The sequence below is a fragment of the Dyadobacter sp. BHUBP1 genome, assembly GCF_050587785.1.
In the GTDB taxonomy this organism is placed as follows: domain Bacteria; phylum Bacteroidota; class Bacteroidia; order Cytophagales; family Spirosomataceae; genus Dyadobacter.
Window position 1 is genome coordinate 671895 of the sequence record NZ_JBOBIH010000002.1, and the last position, 24449, is coordinate 696343.

Annotated in this window: 24 protein-coding genes; 8 read left to right on the plus strand and 16 right to left on the minus strand. The window is 49.9% G+C overall.

Translation table 11 applies throughout. The annotated features are described in order from the left end of the window. Nucleotides 1–35: 35 nt before the first annotated feature. The 7 genes from ACQ4MZ_RS09560 to gcvT all read right to left on the minus strand — a co-directional run bounded on the left by ACQ4MZ_RS09560 (nt 36) and on the right by gcvT (nt 7415). Entirely contained in the window at nt 36–191 is a 156-nt protein-coding gene (locus ACQ4MZ_RS09560; protein WP_430844570.1) for a lasso RiPP family leader peptide-containing protein, read from the minus strand. 135 nt (nt 192–326) lie between these two features. Next, nucleotides 327–1043: a hypothetical protein gene (locus ACQ4MZ_RS09565; RefSeq protein WP_430844572.1), complete on the minus strand. Its 717-nt coding sequence runs from the start codon at nt 1041–1043 to the stop codon at nt 327–329. Nucleotides 1044–1065: 22 nt separating this feature from the next. Continuing rightward, nucleotides 1066–1719, minus strand: a complete 654-nt coding sequence (locus tag ACQ4MZ_RS09570; protein ID WP_430844574.1) for a uridine kinase family protein — start codon at nt 1717–1719, stop codon at nt 1066–1068. A gap of 48 nt (nt 1720–1767) precedes the next feature. Beyond that, the gene (locus ACQ4MZ_RS09575) at nt 1768–3594 is read right to left on the minus strand and encodes a T9SS type A sorting domain-containing protein (RefSeq protein ID WP_430844576.1); all 1827 of its coding nucleotides are present in this window, start codon (nt 3592–3594) and stop codon (nt 1768–1770) included. Nucleotides 3595–3603: 9 nt separating this feature from the next. Further along, entirely contained in the window at nt 3604–5571 is a 1968-nt protein-coding gene (locus ACQ4MZ_RS09580; RefSeq protein ID WP_430844577.1) for a hypothetical protein, read from the minus strand. Nucleotides 5572–5592: 21 nt separating this feature from the next. After that, nucleotides 5593–6303: a 2-phosphosulfolactate phosphatase gene (locus ACQ4MZ_RS09585; protein ID WP_430844579.1), complete on the minus strand. Its 711-nt coding sequence runs from the start codon at nt 6301–6303 to the stop codon at nt 5593–5595. Nucleotides 6304–6332: 29 nt separating this feature from the next. Next, on the minus strand, nt 6333–7415 hold the full coding sequence (gene gcvT, locus ACQ4MZ_RS09590) for a glycine cleavage system aminomethyltransferase GcvT (RefSeq protein ID WP_430844580.1): 1083 nt from the start codon (nt 7413–7415) through the stop codon (nt 6333–6335). A 160-nt stretch (nt 7416–7575) separates the two neighbouring features. Between gcvT and ACQ4MZ_RS09595 the strand changes: the two genes are divergently transcribed. Beyond that, nucleotides 7576–8745 carry an FG-GAP repeat domain-containing protein gene (locus tag ACQ4MZ_RS09595; RefSeq protein ID WP_430844582.1) on the plus strand — a complete coding sequence of 390 codons (1170 nt, stop codon included), beginning with the start codon at nt 7576–7578 and terminating at the stop codon, nt 8743–8745. Nucleotides 8746–8873: 128 nt separating this feature from the next. Here the strand turns inward: ACQ4MZ_RS09595 and ACQ4MZ_RS09600 are convergent, their stop codons facing one another. The 4 genes from ACQ4MZ_RS09600 to panD all read right to left on the minus strand — a co-directional run bounded on the left by ACQ4MZ_RS09600 (nt 8874) and on the right by panD (nt 11554). After that, nucleotides 8874–9548, minus strand: a complete 675-nt coding sequence (locus tag ACQ4MZ_RS09600) for a zinc metallopeptidase (protein ID WP_430844584.1) — start codon at nt 9546–9548, stop codon at nt 8874–8876. 8 nt (nt 9549–9556) lie between these two features. Next, nucleotides 9557–10045 (minus strand): D-glycero-beta-D-manno-heptose 1-phosphate adenylyltransferase, encoded by a 489-nt coding sequence (gene rfaE2, locus ACQ4MZ_RS09605; RefSeq protein ID WP_430844585.1) that lies wholly within the window; start codon nt 10043–10045, stop codon nt 9557–9559. A gap of 80 nt (nt 10046–10125) precedes the next feature. Continuing rightward, nucleotides 10126–11163 (minus strand): lysylphosphatidylglycerol synthase transmembrane domain-containing protein, encoded by a 1038-nt coding sequence (locus ACQ4MZ_RS09610; RefSeq protein ID WP_430844587.1) that lies wholly within the window; start codon nt 11161–11163, stop codon nt 10126–10128. A 40-nt stretch (nt 11164–11203) separates the two neighbouring features. Continuing rightward, complete coding sequence (gene panD, locus ACQ4MZ_RS09615) at nt 11204–11554, minus strand: aspartate 1-decarboxylase (protein WP_106597708.1); 351 nt, start codon at nt 11552–11554, stop codon at nt 11204–11206. Nucleotides 11555–11857: 303 nt separating this feature from the next. Between panD and ACQ4MZ_RS09620 the strand changes: the two genes are divergently transcribed. Then, complete coding sequence (locus ACQ4MZ_RS09620; RefSeq protein ID WP_309980962.1) at nt 11858–13336, plus strand: Gfo/Idh/MocA family protein; 1479 nt, start codon at nt 11858–11860, stop codon at nt 13334–13336. Nucleotides 13337–13450: 114 nt separating this feature from the next. Here the strand turns inward: ACQ4MZ_RS09620 and panC are convergent, their stop codons facing one another. Continuing rightward, nucleotides 13451–14293, minus strand: coding sequence for a pantoate--beta-alanine ligase (panC, locus tag ACQ4MZ_RS09625; protein ID WP_430844589.1), 843 nt, complete (start codon nt 14291–14293; stop codon nt 13451–13453). 206 nt (nt 14294–14499) lie between these two features. Here panC and ACQ4MZ_RS09630 point away from each other — a divergent pair, with 206 nt between their 5' ends. From ACQ4MZ_RS09630 to ACQ4MZ_RS09645, 4 genes are all read left to right on the plus strand, one after another. Then, the gene (locus ACQ4MZ_RS09630) at nt 14500–15306 is read left to right on the plus strand and encodes a glycogen/starch synthase (protein WP_430844591.1); all 807 of its coding nucleotides are present in this window, start codon (nt 14500–14502) and stop codon (nt 15304–15306) included. A 207-nt stretch (nt 15307–15513) separates the two neighbouring features. Then, a complete protein-coding gene (gene glmS / locus ACQ4MZ_RS09635) occupies nt 15514–17355 on the plus strand; it encodes a glutamine--fructose-6-phosphate transaminase (isomerizing) (protein ID WP_430844593.1) in 1842 nt (613 codons plus the stop codon). A 128-nt stretch (nt 17356–17483) separates the two neighbouring features. Further along, the gene (gldD, locus tag ACQ4MZ_RS09640) at nt 17484–18077 is read left to right on the plus strand and encodes a gliding motility lipoprotein GldD (protein ID WP_430844594.1); all 594 of its coding nucleotides are present in this window, start codon (nt 17484–17486) and stop codon (nt 18075–18077) included. A 76-nt stretch (nt 18078–18153) separates the two neighbouring features. Then, nucleotides 18154–18861, plus strand: coding sequence for a hypothetical protein (locus ACQ4MZ_RS09645; protein ID WP_291204025.1), 708 nt, complete (start codon nt 18154–18156; stop codon nt 18859–18861). A gap of 4 nt (nt 18862–18865) precedes the next feature. Here ACQ4MZ_RS09645 and ACQ4MZ_RS09650 read toward each other — a convergent pair whose 3' ends face one another. Together ACQ4MZ_RS09650 and ACQ4MZ_RS09655 are read right to left on the minus strand one after the other, a co-directional pair. Further along, the gene (locus ACQ4MZ_RS09650) at nt 18866–19657 is read right to left on the minus strand and encodes an SDR family NAD(P)-dependent oxidoreductase (protein WP_430844596.1); all 792 of its coding nucleotides are present in this window, start codon (nt 19655–19657) and stop codon (nt 18866–18868) included. Between the two features lie 84 nt (nt 19658–19741). Further along, nucleotides 19742–21460 (minus strand): IlvD/Edd family dehydratase, encoded by a 1719-nt coding sequence (locus ACQ4MZ_RS09655; protein WP_430844598.1) that lies wholly within the window; start codon nt 21458–21460, stop codon nt 19742–19744. Nucleotides 21461–21608: 148 nt separating this feature from the next. Between ACQ4MZ_RS09655 and ACQ4MZ_RS09660 the strand changes: the two genes are divergently transcribed. Next, nucleotides 21609–22823 carry a serine hydrolase gene (locus tag ACQ4MZ_RS09660; RefSeq protein WP_430844599.1) on the plus strand — a complete coding sequence of 405 codons (1215 nt, stop codon included), beginning with the start codon at nt 21609–21611 and terminating at the stop codon, nt 22821–22823. On the opposite strand, the gene ACQ4MZ_RS09665 is transcribed toward ACQ4MZ_RS09660, so the two are convergent. Continuing rightward, on the minus strand, nt 22824–23219 hold the full coding sequence (locus ACQ4MZ_RS09665; RefSeq protein WP_430844601.1) for a MerC domain-containing protein: 396 nt from the start codon (nt 23217–23219) through the stop codon (nt 22824–22826). It abuts the gene before it with no gap. Nucleotides 23220–23410: 191 nt separating this feature from the next. On the opposite strand from ACQ4MZ_RS09665, the gene ACQ4MZ_RS09670 reads away from it, so the two are divergent. Beyond that, entirely contained in the window at nt 23411–23821 is a 411-nt protein-coding gene (locus tag ACQ4MZ_RS09670; RefSeq protein WP_291204040.1) for a Fur family transcriptional regulator, read from the plus strand. 38 nt (nt 23822–23859) lie between these two features. On the opposite strand, the gene ACQ4MZ_RS09675 is transcribed toward ACQ4MZ_RS09670, so the two are convergent. After that, on the minus strand, nt 23860–24414 hold the full coding sequence (locus ACQ4MZ_RS09675; protein WP_430844603.1) for a hypothetical protein: 555 nt from the start codon (nt 24412–24414) through the stop codon (nt 23860–23862). Nucleotides 24415–24449 lie beyond the last annotated feature (35 nt).

Genomic DNA, 24449 nt, shown 5'->3' on the forward strand with positions numbered 1-24449 from the left:
CAAATTCAAAAGGCAAGGCCTCAGATCACTTTAAATCAAGCATCTGGTGCGTAGTCCATTTCGTTCGTAGCATCGTCCAATTGGCTACCTAATTTACCTTTAGTCAACTTGCTAACACTTCCGTGCTGAACGAGGACCGGCTTGCGGTAAGACTTTTTTGTCTGTGTAGAGTGCGATGTCAATGTTTTCATTGTTTATCGGTTAATGAATGATTAATACCAGTATCCGTCGTAAATTTAGATAGATAAATTGAATTTGCAAACATTATTGCAAGCGAATATGAAAAAAACAAGTTTTGGCTGATTGAACCGGGCCTGTTTAGCTAGTTACCGGCTGCCAAATTCTACGATTCTCCGCGTTTTGTGGTTACCTGATTCTACTTTCCCAGATCCGATGCAGTCGTCGCTTTGGCAAAATTCAAAGGCGGTCTGATCATCGGAGATAAGTCCCACGCCTAAGCCGTATTGCTTGATAGTTACATATTTGTTGATGATCGAGGTGTCGTTCCGCTCAACAACCGTCAGTACGTTATCGAACGACTGTTCCCCGATTTTAACCGATTTGAACCCGGGCTCATAATAACAATCCTGTTTATCGAGGTTGTTGTAGCTGTTGCCGTTCCAGGTTGTGCGTGAATCGATCGGGAACGTAAGAGACAGGAATGGCTGATTATCTATATTGGTAACCAACTTGTCCGGGTATTTGTGAATGATGTATTCTTTTACCTTTTGCCAATAGTCCGTTGATGAATTGCGGGTTAATCTGGCAATAATGTAAGTGACAATCCCAGCCGAGTCGGACGCAATTCGATCGACTTCGTCCCTTTCTTGCCACTTGGTGACAACGGGCGCTGCCTGACCGGCGGAATAAACCTCCTGATTGACATCGTAGACAATATAGTGCCCGATCTCAAGTGGATAATATTCGTTGGGATTAAGCGATTCGGTTGTGTCGTCGCAAGCGGAAAAAGCGATTGAAGCAATTGCAAGAATAGTAATGTGTTTAGCGAAAATCCCGCCAATCGTCTGTAAAGAATTCTTCATTAACTCGGTTAAATTTTGATGACTATGACGAATGTTTGTATTGCTCTTTTAGTTTTCCTTTCAAAAACCCAATCAGCACCTGTAAACCAGTATCGAACCGGGAGTTGTTGTTGATGATCATATCTGCTTCGGCGCGCAGCGGAAGTATAAATTTATCGTAAGTAGGGGCGACGTGGTGTTCCCAACGGTAAAGGACATCATCGAGATCATAGCCGCGCTCGCTATTATCACGAATAATCCGCCGTTTTATTTTAACGTGCTCCTTCGCATCTACGAAAATTTTCAAATCAATCAGCCGGGCAATTTCGGGGAAATAAAAAACAAAAATACCTTCCACGATGATAATCGGCTTTGGCTCGAAATGTAATATCTCGGGCGTAATGAGCGGATTATTGAACGTATATTCCTTTTGCTGCACGGAACGACCGGCCCGGAGTACGGCAATGTGCTCCGCGAAGAGATGATGGTCTATAGTTTCGGGTAGGTCGAAATTTTCAACCCCGTTTTCGTCCCGCGGGATTTCATGGATGGGGCGGTAATAATTGTCTTGCGAAATCCGCGTAACCTCGTCCGTACCAAACGCGTCGATGAGGTTTTTCATAAAATAGGTCTTGCCGGACGCACTTCCGCCGGTAATTCCTACAATGTAAGGTGCTTTTTCCTGATTCGACATCATACAGTCTGCTGCGCCCAATAATCGGAACGCCTGGATTAATTTATGATTTTAATTGATAATTGCCAACTTACCGGCCTGTTGCTCAGTGCCGTCGGCCGATACAACGAACACCATATAGATTCCTGCCCGCGCCCGGCGTCCCGTGTAGTCGTTCAGGTTCCATGAAGCCAGCCCGCCCTCTGAACGCGTTTCAAATACGAGCCTGCCCGTGAGGTCGGTGATTTTAATGGTCGTTTGGGCGGTCAGGCCGCTGATGCCCACATTGCCCGAATAACCTGGCCGGACGGGGTTTGGGAAAATGGTGATACGGCTAATGTTTTCGGTCGCCGCTTTGGCATCGCTTTGGTAAGAAACCATTCCAGCCGGCGTGTCGATAAACAGCAAACCGGTTTCCGCTTCAAACCGAAGCGCGTTGATTACATCCGCTGGCAGCGGGCTGTCGGTAGATGTGAATTTCCGGATCAGCTCGGTACCGTCGGCATTGAAAAGGTAAAGTCCTGTCCGTGTGCCGATCCATTTCCGGTTCCCCGGTTCAACGGCCAATGCTGTGCATTCTTCATTATTGAAGAGCCTTCGTTGACCGTAAATGGGTAAGATCGCATCTACGCGGGTTGCATTTAGAACGTCATCCGGAATAAAATAGCCTGTGCCTTTTGCACTGGCAAACCACACAAAGCCGTCCTGGTCCAATGCGAGGCTATTGATCTTCGAAGCGGGTAAAGTACCGGTGCCTATCGACGTTGAGAGGACTTTTTTCCGCGAACCGTCCTTGCTGCTTACCATAATGCCTCCGCCCAGCGTTTCGGACAGGCGGGTCCATGATAAGCCATTGTGGTCGGTGATCGTCGAATCGGTTCGGGGTGAAACGGTTGTGTCTCCCTGAGCAGGAGAAATCTGTCTGAAGTCGGAAAACTGATTGGTGACCAGACCATTTATCTGATCGGCGACCCACAGTGCTTTGGGACTTTTACGAATACCGGACCGGATGTTACTCCATAATGGACTACTGTAAGTCTGAGCGGTATAAAGGGTGTCCAATGTGAGAACCGTATTTTGGGTACTGATTGTCAGAAAATCGTCCGTGTCAAGGATTCTCAAGGCGGGAGCATTGGAAGCGTAAACCAGTTTCCAAACTCCCTTTTCATATTTCAAAATTCCCTTTCCCGGAACGGCTGCATGAATTGATCCTGCAAAGAACGCAATGCCGGAAACGCTGCCGGGGCTCGCTACCGGCTTCCAATTTCCAAAATATTGCCTGTTTACATTCCCAAGCATAGACGTGCCGAGTATGCCCTGGGAGGTTAGGAGATAAAGGGAGTCCCCCGAAAATGCGAGATCGCTCACGGCGAGCTGCGTGCCATTGGGGCCGATATAACGATAGGTTTCTTCTACCTGCCGAAGTTGTGTATCCAGAACGAGCACCCCGAAACTGGTTGCCAGGTAGGCCAATTTTTCCCTGAAAACGATGCGTCGGACTGCCTTATCGGCCGGCAAACCCTGCGTTTCATTCAATAGATCCCAGGTCTCGATCTGGTCAGGTTCTGCTTGTCCATTAAGGTATGCAAAATCGATGGTGCCGTTGCGATAAGCCAGCATAAGAAGCTGAGCTTCGGGCAGGTAGGCCATTACACTGATACCCGTATGGCTGAGACCGTTCGCTTTGGAGAACGCTCTGGTCTCCCCGTTCTCAGGATTGACAGCAAAGAGGCCATTGTAGGAGGCGCAGTAGATTAATGGACCGGTATTTACAACCTGTTTGGCAGAGAGGTAATTGAAATGGCTTTGCCATTGGTACAGCGGCAAAGCCTGTCCGAGAATGCGCGAAGGGTCGAATGCGGCAGCCAATAAGAAAAACAATATCTTCCCTTTGCGCATGGTTATATGCTAGTTTTCTACCGTCACGACGGCAGAGCCCCGCCCGGTTCCGGCTCCGCATCCACTTTTCAGTGAACGGATGGTGTATTCTGTGGTAGTAGAAGGTGAGACGGAAATCAGGTACGGGTTAAGGAATGTCCCGTTGATCGCCGTGCCGTCCGAAAGTGTGAACGACCATGGCGGAAGCCCGTTTTTGAACCTCAATTGAATGCGGGTAGAGCGTCCGGCAGAAATCGTACCGCGCCCGGAAACCTCCGCAATAGCCTTGTCAGGGGCAACCACTTCCAGCTCTTCAATGGCGCTCGAAACCGCTGGAGAGGATGAAACGATACGGATTTTCTGAATTTTGGTAGTGTCTCCCGGTGCCGCCGCAGCGATTTTTACCTGCATGACGGTCGGCGTTACCGTGGTAGGCAGCGTTACAAAACGGCCGGATTTATCGGTCATCTGAACTGTAAACTTGTTGTTGGGATTATAGCGGCCTTCCGTTTTGTACGGAATATCAATGGTAGAACCTGCACACACCATATTTTGCGGCAGCTTGTCGAGCGTAATGCTCGCCGGCGGGGCTTTCACAGTGACTTTCGCGGAGCCTGAGAATTTACCTACACCGCATAAACCACCGGCCGAGCTAATTTGGTAGTTGGTATCATAAAATGGTTTTACCTTGATCTTATGCGGGGATTCCTGAATATTGTTCTCATAGGTTCCGTCCGAAAGCAGCACGAACCAGGGGCCTCCGCCAGTGAATTTCACCGTCAGTTCACCCGATTCATTTTCGCCTAATCTCAATGAATCCTTTTGAAGAGTCGCCACGGTAGGCGATACGATGGAAACGTTCGTAGTCTGGCTTACTAGGTAAGGCGCGGTGGAGGTCACACGCAGGCGATACTCACCGGGTTTGTAGCTATCGGGGATTTGGGTGGTAATATAACCCGACGAGTCAGGTGTTGAAATGTTCTTGAATGCACCGCTGCGTTCCGCGATTTGAACAACGAATTTATTCCCTTCCTTATACTTGCCTGTTGCGTTGAAAGGTACCTGAAATGGTACGCCCGCGCAAAGCTTCGCAATCTTCTCAACTTCTTTCAGTTCCAGTTTAGGCTCCGGGTTATTGTTTACGTTCACAATAGCTTCGCCGGAAGTGGTACCGCTTCCGCAAGCATTGGAAACGCCCGTTACCCGGTATGCTTTTACGTCTGTCGGTTTAACAGTAATGTAATGCGGGTTCGAAAGCGTTTGCAAAACCGTGGTACTGTCCGAAAGGCGGAACGACCATGGCGCAGCACCTGTGAGGTTTATGCGCAAATGCGCCTCCTGCCCGGGCATGATGCGCACAGTCTGCGTTCCGTCGATCATGTCGATCTTCGCTGCGGGCGCTTGCAGCAGCCTCAACGGTACTTCCTGGCTCTTTATAACCGGAATAGAAGAGACGATTTGAAGCCGGTATACTTCGCCGCCGACTTTATAGGAAGGTATCACCGCCTTGGCAGGACTTTTCTTCACGGGAAGCGAGATAGGCACCGACTTACCGGTGGCATCTATAATATGTACAATAAATGTATTGTCCTCGTCAAACGGTCCATCGGTTTTGAATGGGATGGTCACATTAGTACCGGGGCAGACTGAGAGGTATGAAATATCCTCGATTGTGATCTTGTAGGCATGCATGCTGTCGGCCTTTTCGACGGGGAGCTTGGCCTCGTTCGCTGCTTCGGTGAGCGTGTCACCATTGGCCGATATTCCGCTGGGCATGGTGGTATCCGCCACAGCTGTGTCGCCAGCCGGAGCTGCCACCGCGGGAACCTGCGCTTTTGTCGTGTCCTTTGCAGCTGGTGCCTGTGGCCTGGCTGGTTCGGGGGCTTTTTTCTTGGGAGTAATGAGCTGTTTTCTTGGAGAAGCGGTCCTGCGCTGGGCCTCAGCGTGACCAGCCATTAAAAATAACCCTAGAAAAATGACAAAGACGAATCGGAACATGCAATTAGGATTGAGTAAATATTAATTCATGGAAACCAGCGTGCCGCCTCTGAGAACCGGAACTACGTCGTACAGGTCGGTTTGCAGACAGTAAGAAATGTCTTTCTGAATGCCCAGGCGTTGCAGGCGCCGTACGTGCGAGGAGTTGGCTACACTCGCCAGCAGGTTATCGCGGCTTTGCTGGTATAAACGCTGCGCCATCAGGGTTCCGTCTTCGAGCAGCATAAATTGATCCTTCAATGCTTCGGCTAATGCCCCTGCAAACAGGGTGTCCTCGAGGTTGGGACGACCTTTCCAGCCCGCACATAGCACGAGCACGTCATAAGGTTCGGTTTTCAAATGATTGGCTAATGCCCCCAGGTTCAGGAATGAACCGATCATCACTTTCACCGCCGACGATTTCGCCTGGGAGATAGACAATGTCCCATTGGTCGTCGTCATCGCGATCTGCGCCCCGATGAGGCTTTCGTGCATATAGCTGAACGGCGAATTATCCAGATCGAAGCCTTCCACTTTCCGGGCATCACGTTCGGCGGCAGCTATATATCCTTTGTCTTGCAAAAATTTACATTCCTCTACACTAGCGACCGGAGTTATGCTTTTTACGCCGTAAGCGAGGCCGGTTACCATACAGGAGGTGGCCCTGAAAATATCGGCCACTACCACTATTGAATTATCCAGTTTGTGTAAATGAAGTAAATCCGGAGTAAGACAAACGTCAAGTTGTTTCATAAAAATGCAATCGTGCTGAATAGGAGGGGTTAGTTTTTAACAAAAGGTGTTTTCACAACTTGTGCTTTCAACAGTCTGTCGCGCACTTTTACGAAAATTTCGGTGCCTACTTTGCTGAATTCGGTAGGTACGTAACCCAACCCAATGCCTTTTTGCAAGGTAGGTGACTGCGTGCCGGATGTTACCTCGCCTAATTTGTTGCCTTCCGCATCGCACAGTTCGTAATGCCCGCGCGGAATGCCGCGGTCGATCATCTCGAAACCGACCAGTTTTCTTTTCAGCCCGGCCTCTTTCTGTGCCTTCAATGCACCGGCATTGATAAAGTCTTTGGTGAATTTGGTCACCCAGCCCAGGCCGGCTTCCAAAGGTGACGTTTCGTCGTCGATATCGTTACCATAGAGGCAGAATGCTTTTTCCAGCCGCAACGTATCGCGTGCGCCCAGGCCTACTGGCTTGATACCAAACTCTGCACCCGCTTCGAAAACGGCGTCCCACATTTTCTCCGCATCCTCATTCTTTACATATATTTCAAAACCTCCCGCGCCGGTGTAGCCGGTTGCGGAAATGATAATGTCTTTAATCCCCGCCATCTCGCCAATTTTGAAGGTATAATACTCCATCGACGCGAGGTCCACGTCGGTTAGTTTCTGTAATGCGGCAGTTGCTTTTGGTCCTTGCACGGCCAGCAGGCAAAGCGAGTCGGACAGGTTTTCCATCGCCACACCTTCCGTGTTCTGGCTCTGGATCCAGTTCCAGTCCTTTTCGATGTTGGAAGCATTTACTACCAGAAAATAATCGTCCTCGGCAATGCGGTATACAAGCAGGTCATCCACCACGCCTCCGGTGGCGTTGGGAAGGTAGCTGTATTGCACTTTTCCGTCATACAATGCCGTAGCATCATTTGCGGATACTTTCTGGATCAATGCGAGTGCACCAGGCCCTTTTACGCTGAATTCGCCCATGTGCGATACATCAAAAACACCCACGGCGTTTCTTACGGTGTGATGTTCATCCAGATCCGACGAGTAACGGACAGGCATTTCAAAACCTGCAAACGGGACCATTTTTGCGCCTAGACGGATGTGAAGCTGATGTAAAGGGACTGTTTTCATGAAGGATATCTGGTTTTACAATAATTCACAAAAGTAGGGAATGCAGGGCAAAGCGACACAAAAAACTGTTTTTTCAATGTCTGCACAGTGTATTTTGAAGTATATTGTTAAAAAATAGGTTAAAACTTTTATCCACCGGCGGGTACCGGTTTTCAGGAATATGAATAAACGACTATTGTTCTCGATCGCATTTTCAGTAGCGGGCAGTGCATTTGCACAGACGGCGACTTTTAAAGGCGAGACGATCGACGATAAGATAAGTATCGGCTACGGCGTAGCTTCCGGTGACGTGGATGGCGACGGTAAGCTGGATATTTTGCTGGCAGATAAGAAGGAAATAGTCTGGTATAAAAACCCCGGGAAAAAAGACGGCGCATGGACGCGCTACGTGATTGCGAAAGACCTTACCGAGCAGGACAACGTCTGCATTGCCGCCCGTGATATCGACGGCGATGGCAAGGTGGAAGTGGCAGTAGGCGCGGGCTGGAACCCTTCCGAAACGAAGGATTTGAAGACCTCGGGCGCCGTGTTCTACATGATAGCGTCGGACGATCGGACGAAACCCTGGGAGCCTGTGCGCTTGCATCATGAAGTAACCATTCACCGAATGCATTGGGTCAAAACCGCGGACGGCCCTTTTCAATTGGCTGTGCTGCCATTGCACGGCGAAGGGAATACAGGCGGGAACGGGGCGGGCGTAAAGCTGATTGTTTTTGATGTGCCCGAAAACAAAAAAGGAATCTGGCCCTACCATCTGGTTGAAACCAATATGCATATGACCCACAATTTCCAGCCCATGGAAATTCCCGGCAGAATGGCCGGTTTATCCATTGCGGGCAAAGAAGGCGTGCAGGTGTTCCTCAACGGAGCGGATGGTTGGGCGGCTTCGGGCAACTGGATGGTACCAGAGCGCGGGGTAGGGGAGATCAGAACCGGCAGTCTGGGTAAAAAACAGTTGTTTACGGCCACCATTGAACCTATGCACGGGACCGCGTTGGTAGTTTATACCAAAGACAGCCGCACCGTACTTACCGACCGTATGAAGGAAGGCCATGCACTAGCCTGCGCTGATTTCTTCGGCCAGGGCCGCGACCAGGTGGTAATGGGTTGGCGTAACCCGAATGTAACTGGCGAAACCGGCGTACGGATTTACGTGGGCTCCGATCCGGAAGGCAAGAAATGGACGGAATATACTTTGGATGAGAGCATCAAAATCGCGTGCGAAGACTTGTTGCCTGCCGATTTGGACGGCGATGGAGACCTGGACATTATCGCCGCCGGCCGTGCGACGCATAACCTGGTCGTGTATTGGAATCAGCGGAAGAAATGAGTCCAGGGTTTATGAGTTTAGAGTTTATGAGTTTAGGGTGAAATGAGGGGCAAAAAAATGTCAGTCCCCGCGAACGAAGACTGACATTAATATCAACTTAGACTTTATACTCTTAACTCTAAACTATTCTAATCCCGACGCCCCATCAGCAGGCTCACATAATAAAGCAATGTGGCCAATGAACCGATTGCGGCTACGAGGTAAGTACGAGCCGCCCATTTCAATGCATCGGCTGACATTACGTACTCGCGTTCGTTCACAATGCGGTTTTTCTGAATCCAGGCCAATGCGCGGTTACTCGCGTCGTATTCAACCGGTAATGTAATGAAGCTGAACAATGTGGTTACTGCGAACAATGCCACACCGATAGTCAGCGGAATGATTGTGGTATTGATCAAAAGCACACCGATCAGGATGATCCATTGCATATACTGCGACGCAATGCTCAGGAATGGTACCATTTGCGAGCGAAATTGCAGCCAGCTATATGCGGTAGCATGCTGCACAGCGTGGCCGCATTCGTGGGACGCCACAGCCGCAGCGGCTACACTACGTCCATAATATACATCGGGACTGAGGTTGACTGTCTTATCCTGCGGATTGTAGTGGTCGGTCAGCCGGCCTTCTACGGACACCACTCTTACGTCGTAAATGCCGCTTTCCCGGAGCATCGTTTCGGCGATTTCCTTACCGCTCATGCCATTGCTCAATCCTACCTGTGAATATTCTTCAAACTTACTCTTCAAGCGCCATTGTACGTAAAAGCTCACGCCCATTACGATCAAAGCAATCAAAAGTCCCATAGTTATTGCTATTTATATCCTTGTTTTATTTTCTCGATCAGTGCGGTAGTTGAGTAGCCTTGTACCAAAGCGATCGTTTTTACCTCACCTCCTCTACCTAAAACAAAATCCGCGCCAGCAATGTTCTCGATCTTATAATCGTCACCTTTGACCAAAATGTCAGGTTTTACGGCCTCGATCAACTGACTAGGCGTCGGTTCGTCGAACAAAATGACAGCATCGATGAATGATAATGCGGCCATTAGCCTTGCTCTTGCGTACTCATTGACGACCGGTCTCAATGGCCCTTTCAGGCGACTTACCGAGGCATCAGTGTTGAGGCCGAGCACCATTTTGTCGCCTAATGCGCGGGCTTTTTCGAGGTAATCGATGTGCCCGAGATGCACAATATCGAAACATCCGTTGGTGAATACAACTTTTTGCCCGGCGCGTTGCCATGCTTCTACGGTCGGAATCGCTTCTTCTAGTCTCAGGATCTTGCTTTCTGTCAAATTCATTGTAAAAGACAATATGGATTTAAGAAATGGAATAACGTAACATACTCCATTTCCATTTTTCAGGACTATTAAAGTTACAATTAGTTTGCCGCAGATACTTGCTCGGGCTCCTCAACTTTGTTTTTGTTCACAATCAGCACATACAAAAATGCCAATGCACCGATCACCAGCATGAACAGCATTTGCGCGCCGTGGATGAATGTCGCCAATGTGATGCCGTCGTTCTGCGAAAGTCCGTAAAGTACCATTACATTACCGACGAGCAGATGGTAAGCACCGATCCCGCCCTGCGTAGGTGCCGTCATACCAATCGCACCGACTACGAGCAAGGTGAGACCCGCCAACGGGCCGAGGTGGGAAGTTTCGGGAATACAGAAAAAAAGCACGTAGGAGACCAGGTAATAAAGCACCCAGATCAGAATGGTGCTAAAAATGAAAAGACTAGGATTACGGAGCTTGCGCACGCTCAAAAGTCCTTCGAGCATCCCTTGCGCGAAGCCGATCACCTTGGCGATGATCGCATTTTGCTGCAATTTGTTACGCAGTGAGGCATTTTTGAAAATCATAATGCTCACGATCGCAATCGCCAGCAGGCCGACGATCAGAATGCTAAGCAGCATACCGCTACCCGAGCCGCCGCCTTGGCTTCCGCCTATTTTACTTTGGAAAAAATCGGTGAAGAAAGTGCTGAGCCGGTCGAATTCGAGGATGAAATTCAATCCAATCATCAACACCAATATGATAACATCGAAAATGCGCTCGGCCACCACGGTACCGAAGGTCAGGCTCACCGGAATGCGTTCGAGACGGTAAAGTGTCCCGCAACGCGTTACCTCGCCCATGCGGGGCACGATATAGTTGGCAAAGTATCCCGTCAGCACCGACATTGTGCTGTTCACAATGCCCGGCTTATGGTCCAGCGGTTCGATAAGCATCCCCCAGCGCCATGCACGCACCATGTGCGCGAGCAGGAGACAAAAGCATGATACGGCGATCCACCGCCAGTCGGATTGGGCAAAACGGTCGAGCATTTCGCCCAGGTTGATATCTTTGAATACAAACCAGAGCAGACCGCCTGCCAGGACAAGCGATATCGTGTAACGCAGTATATTTTTCATGCTATGCTAAATTGCTGTATCGTGTAGGGAATGCCGGAAGTTAGCCTACCAAATGGTTATTGTGGTCTGGAAAAACCACCATCGGCTTGAACGTCTTGGCCTCTTCCTGGCTCATGCTGCCGTATGCGATGATGATGATAATGTCGCCGATCTGCACCCTGCGCGCAGCCGCGCCGTTGAGGCAAATCATGCCCGAACCCCTCTCACCTTTGATAACATATGTGACAAAACGTTCGCCATTGTTATTATTCACAATGTGAACCTGTTCATTTTCTATGAGTCCCGCTGCGTCGATCAGATCCTCGTCGATCGTGATGCTGCCAACGTAGTTCAATTCCGCCTGAGTCACCTTAACCCGGTGAATCTTCGATTTCATTACTGTGATTTGCATTACCCGGTGGTATTGGTCTAATTGAAATGCATTACCCCGCAAAGTTACAGGAATAATACCCAGCCATCAAAACATAGTCGCCGGTGGGACGGTTCCCGCGCACGTACGCGGGAGACTTATTCCCGTAAATAGCCTGAAATGCAACGATCCGGCGTATTGGAAGTAATAATTGAAATGACCCTTTTGGTGGGTTTCATGAGAACATTATTATATTTAAGCGGGATTTAATAGTATTCGATCTGTAATAAGAACTTATTCCTTTAATCTATATTAATCTACTTTATTTTTTCATTACCAAAACCGATGAGTACAGAAAACAAACCGAAAGACGTTAATCGCCGGGATTTTATCCAGAAGACCTCCGCGGCGGCCATTGGAAGTTTCTTCATAGTACCCCGCCACGTGCTGGGGAAAGGATATAAAGCACCCAGCGACAAGCTGAATATCGCCGGTGTCGGTGTGGGTGGTAAAGGTTTTTCTGATACCAACAATGCATGGAACAAAGGCGCCGAAAACCTGGTGGCACTTTGCGACGTAGACTGGGGACAGCCGCAAGTGAAGAAGAACTTCGAACTGCATCCCGACGCGAAGAAGTACAAAGACTTCCGCAAGATGTTTGACGAAATGGACAAGAGCATCGATGCGGTAACGGTTTCGACGGCCGACCACATGCACGCGATCATCGCGATGGCGGCTATGCAGCGAGGCAAGCACGTGTACGTACAAAAACCCCTTACCCACGATATTTACGAGGCACGTATGCTCACCGAAGCTGCGCGCAAGTACAAAGTGGTAACTCAAATGGGTAACCAGGGTGCTTCCAATCCTGCGCAGAACCAGATGAAGGAATGGTTTAACAAAGGCCTCATCGGTAACGTCCACGAAGCACACGTTTGGACCAACCGTCCCGTTTGGCCGCAAGGTATTCCTGTACCAACAGGCAAGCACGAAGTGCCTGCGGATATCGACTGGGAACTGTGGGTAGGCTGCGCCGAATGGGTGGATTACAACCCGGCATGGCACCCATTCAAATGGCGAGGCTGGTGGAACTTCGGTACCGGTGCATTGGGCGACATGGGTTGTCACTTGATCGACCCGGCGTTCCGTACGCTAGGCTTGGGTTACCCAACGGAAGTTGAATGCTCGGTAGGCCAGGTGTTCATTAAAGACTGGACCGCCGAATACATTCCCGAAGGCTGCCCGCCGTCATCACGTGTTCAATTGAAGTTCCCTGCGAACAAAATCAACAAGTCGGAAGTGACTTTGACCTGGCACGATGGCGGCCTGCGCCCGTTCCACCCGGATCTGATTCCGGCAAACGATCCGCTAGGCGAGCCGGATAGCAGTAATGGCGTGCTTCTGATCGGTGAAAAAGGCGTTATGACTTGCGGAACCTACGGTATCGCACCGAAAGTGTACCTCAAAGACGGCACCAAGCTGGAATACAAGCAAGGTGATTTTGGTAACAAATACACGACCATGCCGGAGTTTGGTCATCACGTGTCGTGGAGCGATGCTTGCAAAGCGGGTTTCAACAGCAAAGAGCATAAAGCGCTTACTTCATCGTTCGATTACGCGGGTCCATTGACAGAGACGGTGATCATGGGTAACCTCGGTATCCGCAGCTACAACCTCCGCACCGCGAAGGCCGACGGCAAAGGATTCGACTACCCGGGCCGCAAGAAGCTCCTGTGGGATGGCAAGAATATGAAGGTTACCAACTTCGACGAAGCGAACCAGTTTGTACAGCGCAAATACCGCGGCGACTGGAAATTGGCATAATTGTTGTCACGCTGAGCGGACGGGGCCGCCCGGCGGTCGAAGCGCGTTGCAGTACCGCGCTTCGACTCCGCTCAGCGTGACATTCCTAAAAGATTCAGAACGACGTTCTATTTGTCAAAAGATAATATTGTCGATCAGCCTTACCGGGCCGAGGAATGCCGCTACACAGATCGCATTGGAGCCTGCGGAACCGATTTTTTCAACCGGTAGCAGGGTTTTGATATTAATTACCTCAAAATAGTCGAGGGTAAATTCCTTGATCTTTTCAAATTCACTCTTCGCCCAGCCGACGGCTTCGCTCACGTGCTTACCCGCGCGCAGGTCCTCACCAGCGGTGGCGAGTATGCGGTATATATGCGGCGCGAGCGCGCGCTCGGCTGCGCTCAGGCGCGTGTTACGCGAGGACATCGCCAGCCCATCCGTTTCGCGAACGGTAGGGCATACCACCAGCTCGAACCCGAATGCGAGGTCATTGACCAGTTGCCGCACTACCGATACCTGTTGCAGGTCTTTCTGACCAAAATACGCACGGTGCGGCTTTACGATATTGAACAGCTTCGAAACGACAATGCCGACGCCATTGAAATGCCCCGGCCGCGAAGCGCCTTCCATCACCGTTTCCAATGCACCAAAGTTCATTTTAACGACGGGCTGTTCGGGATACATTTCTTCCACCGACGGCGCAAAAACAGCGGAGCAGCCCGCATTTTCAAGCATAATGCAGTCGGCTTCGAACGTTCTCGGGTATTTGGCCAGGTCCTCTGGGTTGTTGAACTGCGTCGGGTTCACAAACACACTGCAAACGACGATATCAGTATCTTTTTTTGCGGCTTCAATCAGCGAAATATGGCCTTTGTGAAGGGCTCCCATCGTGGGCACGAGGCCTATGGTTTTCTGCTGTAAAACTTGCTGATCCAGGTATTGGCGGAGGCTTTTGACCGAAGTGAATACTTCCATGTAAAATTCGAAAACTGAGGGAGTAACCTGCGGGCTACGATTGCTTTTTCAAGATAGCATCAACCGTAAAGCAGATTATGGAAACATCAGGACAGAGAAATCCCAAACTGGGCGCAATATGACAATTAGTTTGGAATATCTTTTGAAATTGCCATTTTTTTTGTATAATTTTGCAAAACTTTTTTTCACAAACTGCTAAAAGATCTATGGAGAAACTACGAATTTTGTATGTAGCCAGTGAAATCAATCCCTTCCTCCAAACCACTGATGTTGCCGATTACGTGAGAAAACTTCCTCAGGCAATGCAGGAAAAAGGGGCAGAAATCAGGATACTCGTTCCGCGTTTCGGGTTGATCAACGAACGCAAAAACAGGCTTCATGAAGTAGTTCGACTGTCAGGAATCAATATTACCGTAGGAGATGAAGAAAAGCCGCTAATCATTAAAGTAGCTTCGATTCCCAATGCGAAGTTGCAGGTCTATTTTATAGATAACGACGATTACTTCCATCGCAAATCCGTTTTCTTCGATAAGGAAAACAACTTCTTCGACGACAACGACGAACGTGCGATCTTCTTTTGCAAGGGTGTTTTGGAAACAGTTAAGAAACTGGGATGGGCCCCGGACGTGGTGCACTGTAATGACTGGATGACGGCTCTGATTCCATTGTACCTGAAAACGACTTACCGTAACGATCCGATGTTTAAGGACACGAAAAGTGTGTTTACCGTACACAATAATGCATTTGACTACAAATTCGATGCGGATTTGCAGAACAAAGCCAAGGCCATGGACGTGAGCGATGAGGCGCTGGCACATTTGCATTCTGCCGATTTCGAAGGTTTTGTAAAAATCGGATGCGCTTATGCCGATGCGGTGCTGAAAGCCGAAGAGCATTGCAGCGCGAGTCTCAACGAAATTTTCAATAACGCGCCGAAACGGGTGCAGCTCGACGAGCAGGATGAGAATTTCTCGGAGTCTTACTACAATCTCTACAACGATCTGGTAAGCTAACAGATAGATTTCACAGGGCAGAAAAGCCGGCGATTCTCGGAGTCGCCGGCTTTTCTGTGTTTTTTCAGAATGTTTCGTGTGTTCGAGCACTGTCCATAAATTGGATATTTTTTAGTATTTAATTAAAAATTGGCTTGCTAACGACCGCTATTTGCCATTTATTTGCCCCGTCTAGGACATACACAAAAATTAAAATATTTTAAGAATATGTGCGGAATTGTGGCTTATGTTGGAAACAGGGAGGCATATCCTTTGATTTTAAAAGGGCTGAAACGTCTGGAATATCGCGGCTATGACAGCTCGGGAGTTGCGCTGCTGGAAAATGGCGAATTGAATATTTACAAGAAGAAGGGGAAAGTCTCCGACCTCGAATCGGAGCTGAACGGCAAGCAACTTCCGGCGATGATCGGCATTGGACATACTCGCTGGGCCACGCATGGCGAGCCTAACGATGTGAATGCCCACCCCCACTATTCCAACAACCGCCGGCTTGCGATCATCCACAATGGCATTATCGAAAACTATGCTTCGATCAAGCAAAACCTGATCGGCAAAGGCCACAAATTCCTGAGCGATACCGACACCGAGGTGCTGGTCCACTTCATAGAGGACGTTCAGAAGGAAACCGGCGCTACGCTGGAAGCTGCCGTGCGGCTGGCATTGAAGGAAGTGGTGGGAGCTTATGCGATCGTGGTCATGTCGATCGACCACCCCGGCCAGCTCATTGCAGCACGGAAAGGCAGCCCGCTGGTGATTGGTGTAGGTGAAAACGAATATTTCCTTGCTTCCGATGCCACGCCGATCATTGAGTACACTAAAGATGTGGTGTATCTCGACGACTATGAAGTGGCGGTGATCAACGAAGGCAAGCTGAGCATTCAGCACCTGGATAGCACCAAAGAAACCACCCCATACATTCAAAAGCTCGAAATGGAGCTCGAAACCATCGAAAAGGGTGGTTACGACCATTTTATGATCAAGGAGATCTTCGAGCAGCCCCGCTCCATCGCCGACTCCATGCGCGGACGCCTCCGTGCGGACGATGCGCACCTGCAACTCGGCGGCCTGAACGACTACCTCGACAAACTTGCACAAGCAGACCGCGTCGTGATCGTCGGCTGCGGTACCTCATGGCACGCCGGATTAGTGGCCGAATACATGTTCGAAGAGCTGGCGCGCATCAATGTGGAAGTGGAATATGCCTCGGAGTTCCGTTATCGCAACCCGGTAATCAAGGAAAACGACATCGTAATAGCTATCTCGCAATCGGGCGAAACGGCGGATACGCTCGCAGCGATCGAACTGGCGAAGTCGAAAGGGGCGACGATATTCGGCGTGTGTAACGTGGTGGGTTCATCCATTGCCCGCGCTACACATGCAGGCGCTTATACACACGCAGGCCCGGAGATCGGCGTGGCCAGTACCAAGGCATTTACCGCCCAGGTAACTGTGCTCACGCTGATGGCCATTGCCGTAGCGAAGCGTAAAGGCACGATTTCGGAGGAAACATACCGCCAACTGCAGATCGAGCTCGAAACGATCCCGGCCAAAGTGGATAAAGTGTTTGAGAATGCTGCCAAAATCAAAGAAATCGCATTCATATTCACCTATGCGCGCAATTTCATTTACCTGGGGCGCGGTCTGAACTTCCCCGTGGCACTGGAAGGAGCATTGAAGCTGAAAGAAATTTCCTATATCCACGCCGAAGGTTACCCCGCGGCAGAGATGAAGCACGGCCCTATCGCGTTGATCGACGAGGATATGCCGGTGGTATTCCTGGCCACCAAAGACAGTTCATACGAGAAAATCGTGTCGAACATCCAGGAAGTAAAGGCTCGTAAAGGCCGCGTGATTGCCATCGTGACCGAAGGCGATACATTAATCCCCGGCATGGTCGATTTTGTGATCGAAGTGCCCAATACCCATGAAATTCTGACACCGCTTGTTTCCGTGATCCCGCTGCAACTGCTATCGTATTACATTGCAGTAATGCGGGGCCGGAACGTGGATCAACCAAGAAATCTTGCCAAATCTGTTACCGTCGAGTAGCGGAGGAGGGAGCCGGAGAGCGAGACTGTCATCGACGGTTTCGCTTTTTTGTTTTCAAGGGTATAGGCAAAAATAATGTTCCAACGTTTTCGTTAGTTTTGCGCATGTTTGCCAACGGGACCTGTTATATGTACAAATTCATTTTCGCGATTTTCCTGCCTGTTTCATTGCTGCTTATCTCAGGTTGTAAAAAAGAAGGGGAGCAGACCTACATCCCCAAACCCAAAGGCTATAATCGCATTGATCTGCCCAAACATAGCTACCGCCGATTGACCGAGGCACATCCTTACACATTTGAGTATTCCAAATATGCGGTCGTGGAACCGGATACATTTAAAACAGCCGGGAAGGACTGGATTTTCATCACTTACCCCCAGTTTAAAGCCAATATCCAGATTACCTACAAGGCCCTCAACAACAATCCGGCATTGCTGAAAGCCTTTATTGATGACAGTTACAAGCTTGCCAGCAAGCACCAGATCAGGGCGTCGTCGATCCAGGAGCAGCGGGTTTTGGGCAAGACTGGCCGTACTGCAATGCTGTTTAAAATTGAAGGCGACGTGCCGAGCCCCTACCAGTTTTACACGACGGATAGTACCGGGCACTTTCTGAGGGGGGCTATTTACTTTCCTACGGCTACTAAAAATGATTCACTGGCGCCTGTGATCGATTATTTACAGGCCGATATGTTGCAATTGCTCAACACGTTGGAGTGGCGATAATATTACCAGCCTGCTGTTGCGGCGGAAATCGGAAGGACGTATCTTTGAAAGTTAACACCTCAACAACGACCTCGATATGGCCCGGAAACAGCCCAAAAACCAACTCCTTCTTGATTACTCTGTCCGCGGTAACCGCATTGTCCTCCATTTGGGCCAGGTAGAAAGCCAGCGGATTGCGGATCATCTCTTCGAAGGGCTGGTGAACGGAGACTGGATGATCGAACCGGCGGGTGAGGTAGCCGATATTTCCTACGCGCAGGATATCGTGCATCAGATCGGGCATAAGCTGCCGTATCCCGACGGCATCAAAATCGCGCAGCTGCATAACGTAGATCCGCTTTTCAAAGGATTCTCTGCAATTTATCACCAAAAAGGATGGGTTTTTGTGAATGCCGCGTCGGATATCAACGAACGCAATTACCACATTCATTTGCTCACAGTTTCGCTCGGCCTGCATACGATTTATGCCAACACGGCCTCGCTCGCAGCGCGTTCGGAGCAGCTGATTTTTGAAGCGTTACTGCCTTTCGAAGAAGTGGAGAGCTTTTTCAGAAATGATATCTCCAAAATCCCGGAATTCCTGGCATCGGATATAGCCAATTTCTTCAAGGTGCCGTTCCCTATGGTGTTGAAAAGGGCATTGAATCTGAAAATCATTTCGGACGATCAATACCGCAGTTTCATGACCGTCAACCCGAGCGCCGCTGCCAAGCCACGTGAGCTGTTCTTTTCGAAAGACGGCAGCATCGATGACCTGGAAGCGCAGCTTTTTTCGGGAGAATAAGGAGCTATTTCACATTCATATTGCTTAGATCGGGCAGGGGGCTCACGGATGTCCAGCCGCCGTCGACGATCAGGCTTTGTCCTGTAATGTGTCCCGAATGCGGTGATAACAGGAACAATGCGGCGTTGGCAATGTCTTCACAAATGGCGGGCCTGCCCATAGGCGTGATCGCCGACCATGTTTTGGGATAGGTGGGGTCTTCTGCTAATGTCCGCTCGGTGAGCGTCGCGCCAGGCGCCACGGCGTTGATGGTAATGCCATGGGGGGAAAGTTCAAGCACAAGGTTTTTGGCCAGCATTTCCAATCCTGCCTTCGTCATTGCATAAGCCCCGAGAAACTGATGTGCCTGGTGCCCTACCACCGACGACATGAGCAATATCCTTCCGCCCGATTTCTGCTTTCGCATTTGTTTCGCAGCCGCTTGGGTGAGCAGGAAGGAGCCCATGAGGTTCACTTCAAGTACCTTGCGCAGATTTTCGGCAGGGTATTCGAAGAAATCCCCAAATAGCGTAATACCGGCATTGCAGACGGTCAATGTGAGTTTGCCGAAGCATTTCACGGCTTCGTCCACCATCGCGTCGATTACTTCCGGCTGAGAGGCGTCGCCAGCGAAGGCCACGCATTCGCCTTCCTTGTTGCGTATTTTCTTGGCTGCTTCTGCGGCCAGTGCTTTGTTGGTATCGTTCAGGATAACCCCAGCGCCCTGGCAGGCCAGTTGTTTTGCTATCTCGAAACCGATTCCCTGTCCGGCGCCGGTTACGATAGCGACATGGTTATCAAAAAGTTGGCTACTCATTGTAATGCTAATTTGAAAGCGGGTAATACGCCGGGCCGTCAGCCGCGGGGCTGCTGGTCATCTGACTAACGCATTACCAGCCTGTTAATGCGAATCTCTCGTTACTTTATCGCCCGAACCGCCTTTGAGGAAGTCGAGGTCGGCGCCTTCGTGTGCCTGCGTTACGTGGGCGATGTGCAGGTTCACATAACCGCGGTTATAGCCCAGGTCAAGTGGCTTCCAGAGCGTTCTCCGGCGTGCGAGCTCTTCGTCCGACACTTCCAGATGCAGCCTTCTGTTTTCCACATCCAGTTCAATATAATCGCCGTCCTGTACCAGGGCGAGGTTACCGCCCACCGCTGCTTCGGGGGACACGTGCAAAACAACCGTTCCAAAACCGGTACCGCTCATCCGTCCATCGGAAATGCGTACCATGTCGATCACGCCCTGAGCTAGCAGCTTTTTAGGTAACGACATATTACCCACCTCCGGCATGCCCGGGTAGCCCTTCGGTCCTACATTTTTCAATACCAATATACTATTTTCATCCACATCCAGGTCCGGATCGTCGAGGCGGAGCTTATAATCGTCGATATCCTCGAATACGATCGCCTTGCCACGGTGCTGCATCAGTTCCGGTTTCAGAGAAGCCGATGGCTTGATCACCGCGCCATTCTCGCAAAGGTTTCCGCGCACCACCGCGAGGCCGGTTAGGTCTTTAATGGGCTCTTCCATCGTACCGATCACTTCCGGATTGAAGCATTCCGCGCTCGCCGAGTTTTCGGCCATGGTTTTGCCATTGGCAGTGATTACCGATTGGTGCAAGATGCTGCTAAGCTCCTTGATCACGACCGGCAAACCTCCTGCATAGTAGAAGTCTTCCATGAAATACCCGCCCGAAGGTTGCAGGTTGAGCAATAGCGGTACTTTTTTACAAAGATCATTGAAATCATCCAGGCTCAAATCCACGCCAATGCGGCCAGCGATGGCGAGCAAGTGAATCACAAAGTTGGTAGAACCACCAATTGCCGCATTGATCATAATCGCGTTCTCGAATGCCTCGCGCGTGAGGATTTGCGACAGTCTCAAATCTTCCTTCACCATTTCCACAATGCGCCGGCCCGACAAATGCGCCAGGACTTTCCGGCGGGAGTCTGCGGCAGGTATTGCAGCGTTTTCAGGCAATGTAAGCCCGAGCGATTCAACCATGCACGCCATGGTGGAGGCTGTACCCATTACCGCGCAGTGGCCGTCGGAGCGGCACATGCAGGCTTCGGCAGTGTAAAGTTCTTCCTGCGTGAGTTCGCTCTTACGGTGCAGCTCGCTAAAACGCCACACGTCACTCGTACCGATCGTTTTTCCGCGGTAGCGGCCGGTGAGCATCGGTCCTCCGGAAACCACGATCGTAGGGATATTCACACTTGCCGCGCCCATGACGAGCGAAGGCGTTGTTTTGTCGCAGCCGCAAAGTAGAACCACACCGTCGATCGGATTGGCGCGGATGGATTCTTCCACATCCATACTTGCGAGGTTGCGGTACAGCATCGCCGTGGGCTTGATGAGTGTTTCGCCCAGCGACATCACGGGAAATTCGAGCGGAAAGCCACCTGCTTCCCACACTCCGCGTTTCACCGATTCCGCCAGCTCGCGGAAATGCCCGTTACAAGGTGTCAGCTCCGAAAATGTATTACAAATACCGATTACCGGCCGTCCTTCAAACTCATCAGAGGGATAGCCTTGATTTTTCATCCAGGCACGGTAAATGAAACCGTCCTTACCCGATTTACCAAACCAGCCCCTGCTGCGCAACTTGTTTTCTTCCATTATTCGCCTTTTTTATGTCTAACCAGAAAAGGAGCCGGGGAGTAAAAACTAATTCCGGGTACCCTTTAAAATAAAAATCGTATATTCGGCTAACACGTGCCCGGTATTCTCCATGCTTTTTTTTAGAAATCATAAACTGTTGCTTTTCTTGTCTTTACAGCTGGCAGCCCTGCCCATTCACGCACAGTACCATTCGGATAATTTCATTGAAAAATTATTAAAAAAGCATCCCGAGCGCTTTTCGGCGATCCTGCAAAATCCTGAAAAATACAGGGTGCAGATCCTCTACACGAAGATCGACCGAAATAAAAACAACGTTCCGCATTTTACCACGCATGGCTACCGGGTGAATACCGGCGAATATTTTTATCCGGCCAGTACGGTTAAGTTACCGGCGGTGGCACTCGCATTCGAAAAGCTGAACAACCTGGGGATCGATAAATACACGCCGATGTTTACGGACGCAGTGAGGCCCGAGCAGACGGCCGTAAAAGCGGATACGAGTTCGGAAGACGGGCTGCCCTCGGTGGCGCATTATGCCAAAAAGATATTGCTGGCGAGTGATAATGATGCATTCAACCGGCTGTATGAGTTCATAGGTCAGCAGGAGTTTAACGACAGCCTGCATAGGAAGGGTTTTAAGGACGCCCGCATTTTACACCGCCTCGATTCGCCGATCGGACCGGAGAATAATCGCTACACGAACCCGATCCGCTTCGAAAAAGATGGCAGGATTGTCTTTGAACAGCCTGCGAAGTATAATGAGAAGGAATACAATGCGCCCGGGCCGATTAGGTTAGGTAAAGGTTATATGAAAGACGGCACATTGGTGAACGAGCCGTTTGATTTTACCAAAAAGAACTTCTTCCCGCTTGAAGAACAGCACCGACTTCTGAAAACGCTCTTCTTTCCTGACCAGGTGCCGGTGTCTCAGCGGTTTAACCTCACAGACGAGGATTACCGGTTTATGTACCAATATATGTCGCAGTTTCCCGTCGAAACGAGCTATCCAGCGAGCTATACCGATGATTACTACGATGGCTATGTGAAATTCCTGCTCTTCGGGGCCACCAAAACGCGCCTTCCGCGCCATATCAGGCTTTTTAACAAATGCGGGGATGCATACGGTTTCCTGCTCGACAATGCCTATATCGCCGATTTTGAAAAAGGAATAGAATTTATGGTAACAGCCGTAATCTATTGCAACGAGGACGGTATTTTCAATGACGACAAATACGATTATGACACCGTAGGTTTTCCATTCATGGCCAATCTCGGTAAAACGATTTTTGAATACGAGCTCGACCGCAAACGTCCGAACCGTCCGGATTTAAGTCGCTTCGAAGTGGAATACGATAAGTGATCAGCGGGTGCGAAACTTCAACCGCGGGGCGATCTGGCAAATGTAGAGGTTAATGAGATGGCCGATGATCAATAAACCTGAACCTGCATAACCAAGCCAGGAGAAAGCTTGATGACGTCCTTCGAAGATCAGTGAGACCGCGAAGACGGCCAATGCGCTCCAAAGGAAGATGCGCAGGCCGGTAGAGCGGTGGTCGCGTGTGGCATAATAAACCGCAATACCATTAATGAGAATAAACAGGTAATCCAGCGAAATAAGACCGATATGGGCGTGGTTATGCGTCGCTACCGACGAACCGAGGGCCAATGCAGGGACCAGTATGCAATGGATAATGCACAACACGGATCCGAGAATCCCTATATAGTCGGCCCTGCCATGTGAGTGTACTGCTTTCATTTCCTACATACAATAATGTTGCAAAAATAACACCCTTGGCTTGAACTTGCAACGGGGTTGCAGAATATTTTTGGGGTGCGGTCGACCGATCCATGAAAGTGTAATCGGAATGCTTGGAATTTGAACCGGTTAGAACTTAACTTTGACGGGAAAGGTTTTAGAAGGGAGGAATTATTAAACTGTTGGAAACAATGGACCAGTTAAGAGAAACGCTGAAAGTACATCACCTGCGCACGACCACGTGCCGCGAGGACGTGCTTTCAACATTTATCAATCGGAAAAACGCATTATCGCACGGGGACCTGGAAGGGGAGTTGGGAGAGAATTACGACCGTGTAACCATATACAGGACACTCAAGACGTTCCTCGAAAAAGGCATTATACATAAGGTGCTCGATGATGAAGGGCTACGCTATGCATTGTGCTCGCACAGTTGTTCGGAAGAAAAACACCAGCACGATCATATCCATTTTAAATGCAGCTCATGCGGCGAAACCAACTGCCTCGAAAACCTGCACATTCCGGCGGTCCAGCTACCGGAAGGTTACCATCCTGAACATTTCAATCTGCTGATACAGGGCGTTTGTCCCAAATGCAACTAGTAAAAGGGATCAGTCAGCACGGCTGATCCCTTTTTGTTTTATTGGACTTTCAAATGGAAATCCAGGTTCACATCATCGCTACCTGGCGTAGGGGTGCCGTTTTTAGCTCCGGGCTGGTGGCGTAATTGTACTTTCAATGTGCCGTGACCTGCCGCGCCGGTTTTTGCGGAACCGGTGATGCCGATCGGGTAGTTATTCTTGTCTTTATCGCCGTAAGTGTAGGTCAGCAATGCAGCAGGGCTGGGTGTGTACACAAACAGGTGCTCGTCCGATTCCTCTTCCACTTCTTTGGTAATATCATCCACGGGCGACTTACTCTCGTCAAGCAACTCGATGGCCAATGTGTAAGTCGTATTCGGTTTCAGCGAAATCGTATCGAATTTCGTAGGTGCATTGCCACCGTCGCCGTCGGCATCCTTGTAGGAAAAGGTGCTGACGTTGGAGGTGCCTTGCTCGGTAAATTTCAACGTTACGGAAGTGATCAGTTCGTTTTCATCGTCCGGCTCCACGTCGTCCCCCGAGTCTTTACATTGCACAAAGGCGGTTGTCATCGCGGCGAGCAGCATCCAGGTCAGCTTACGGTTCATTTTCATACGTAATAGGTTTAAGTATTGTATTAAAATTCATT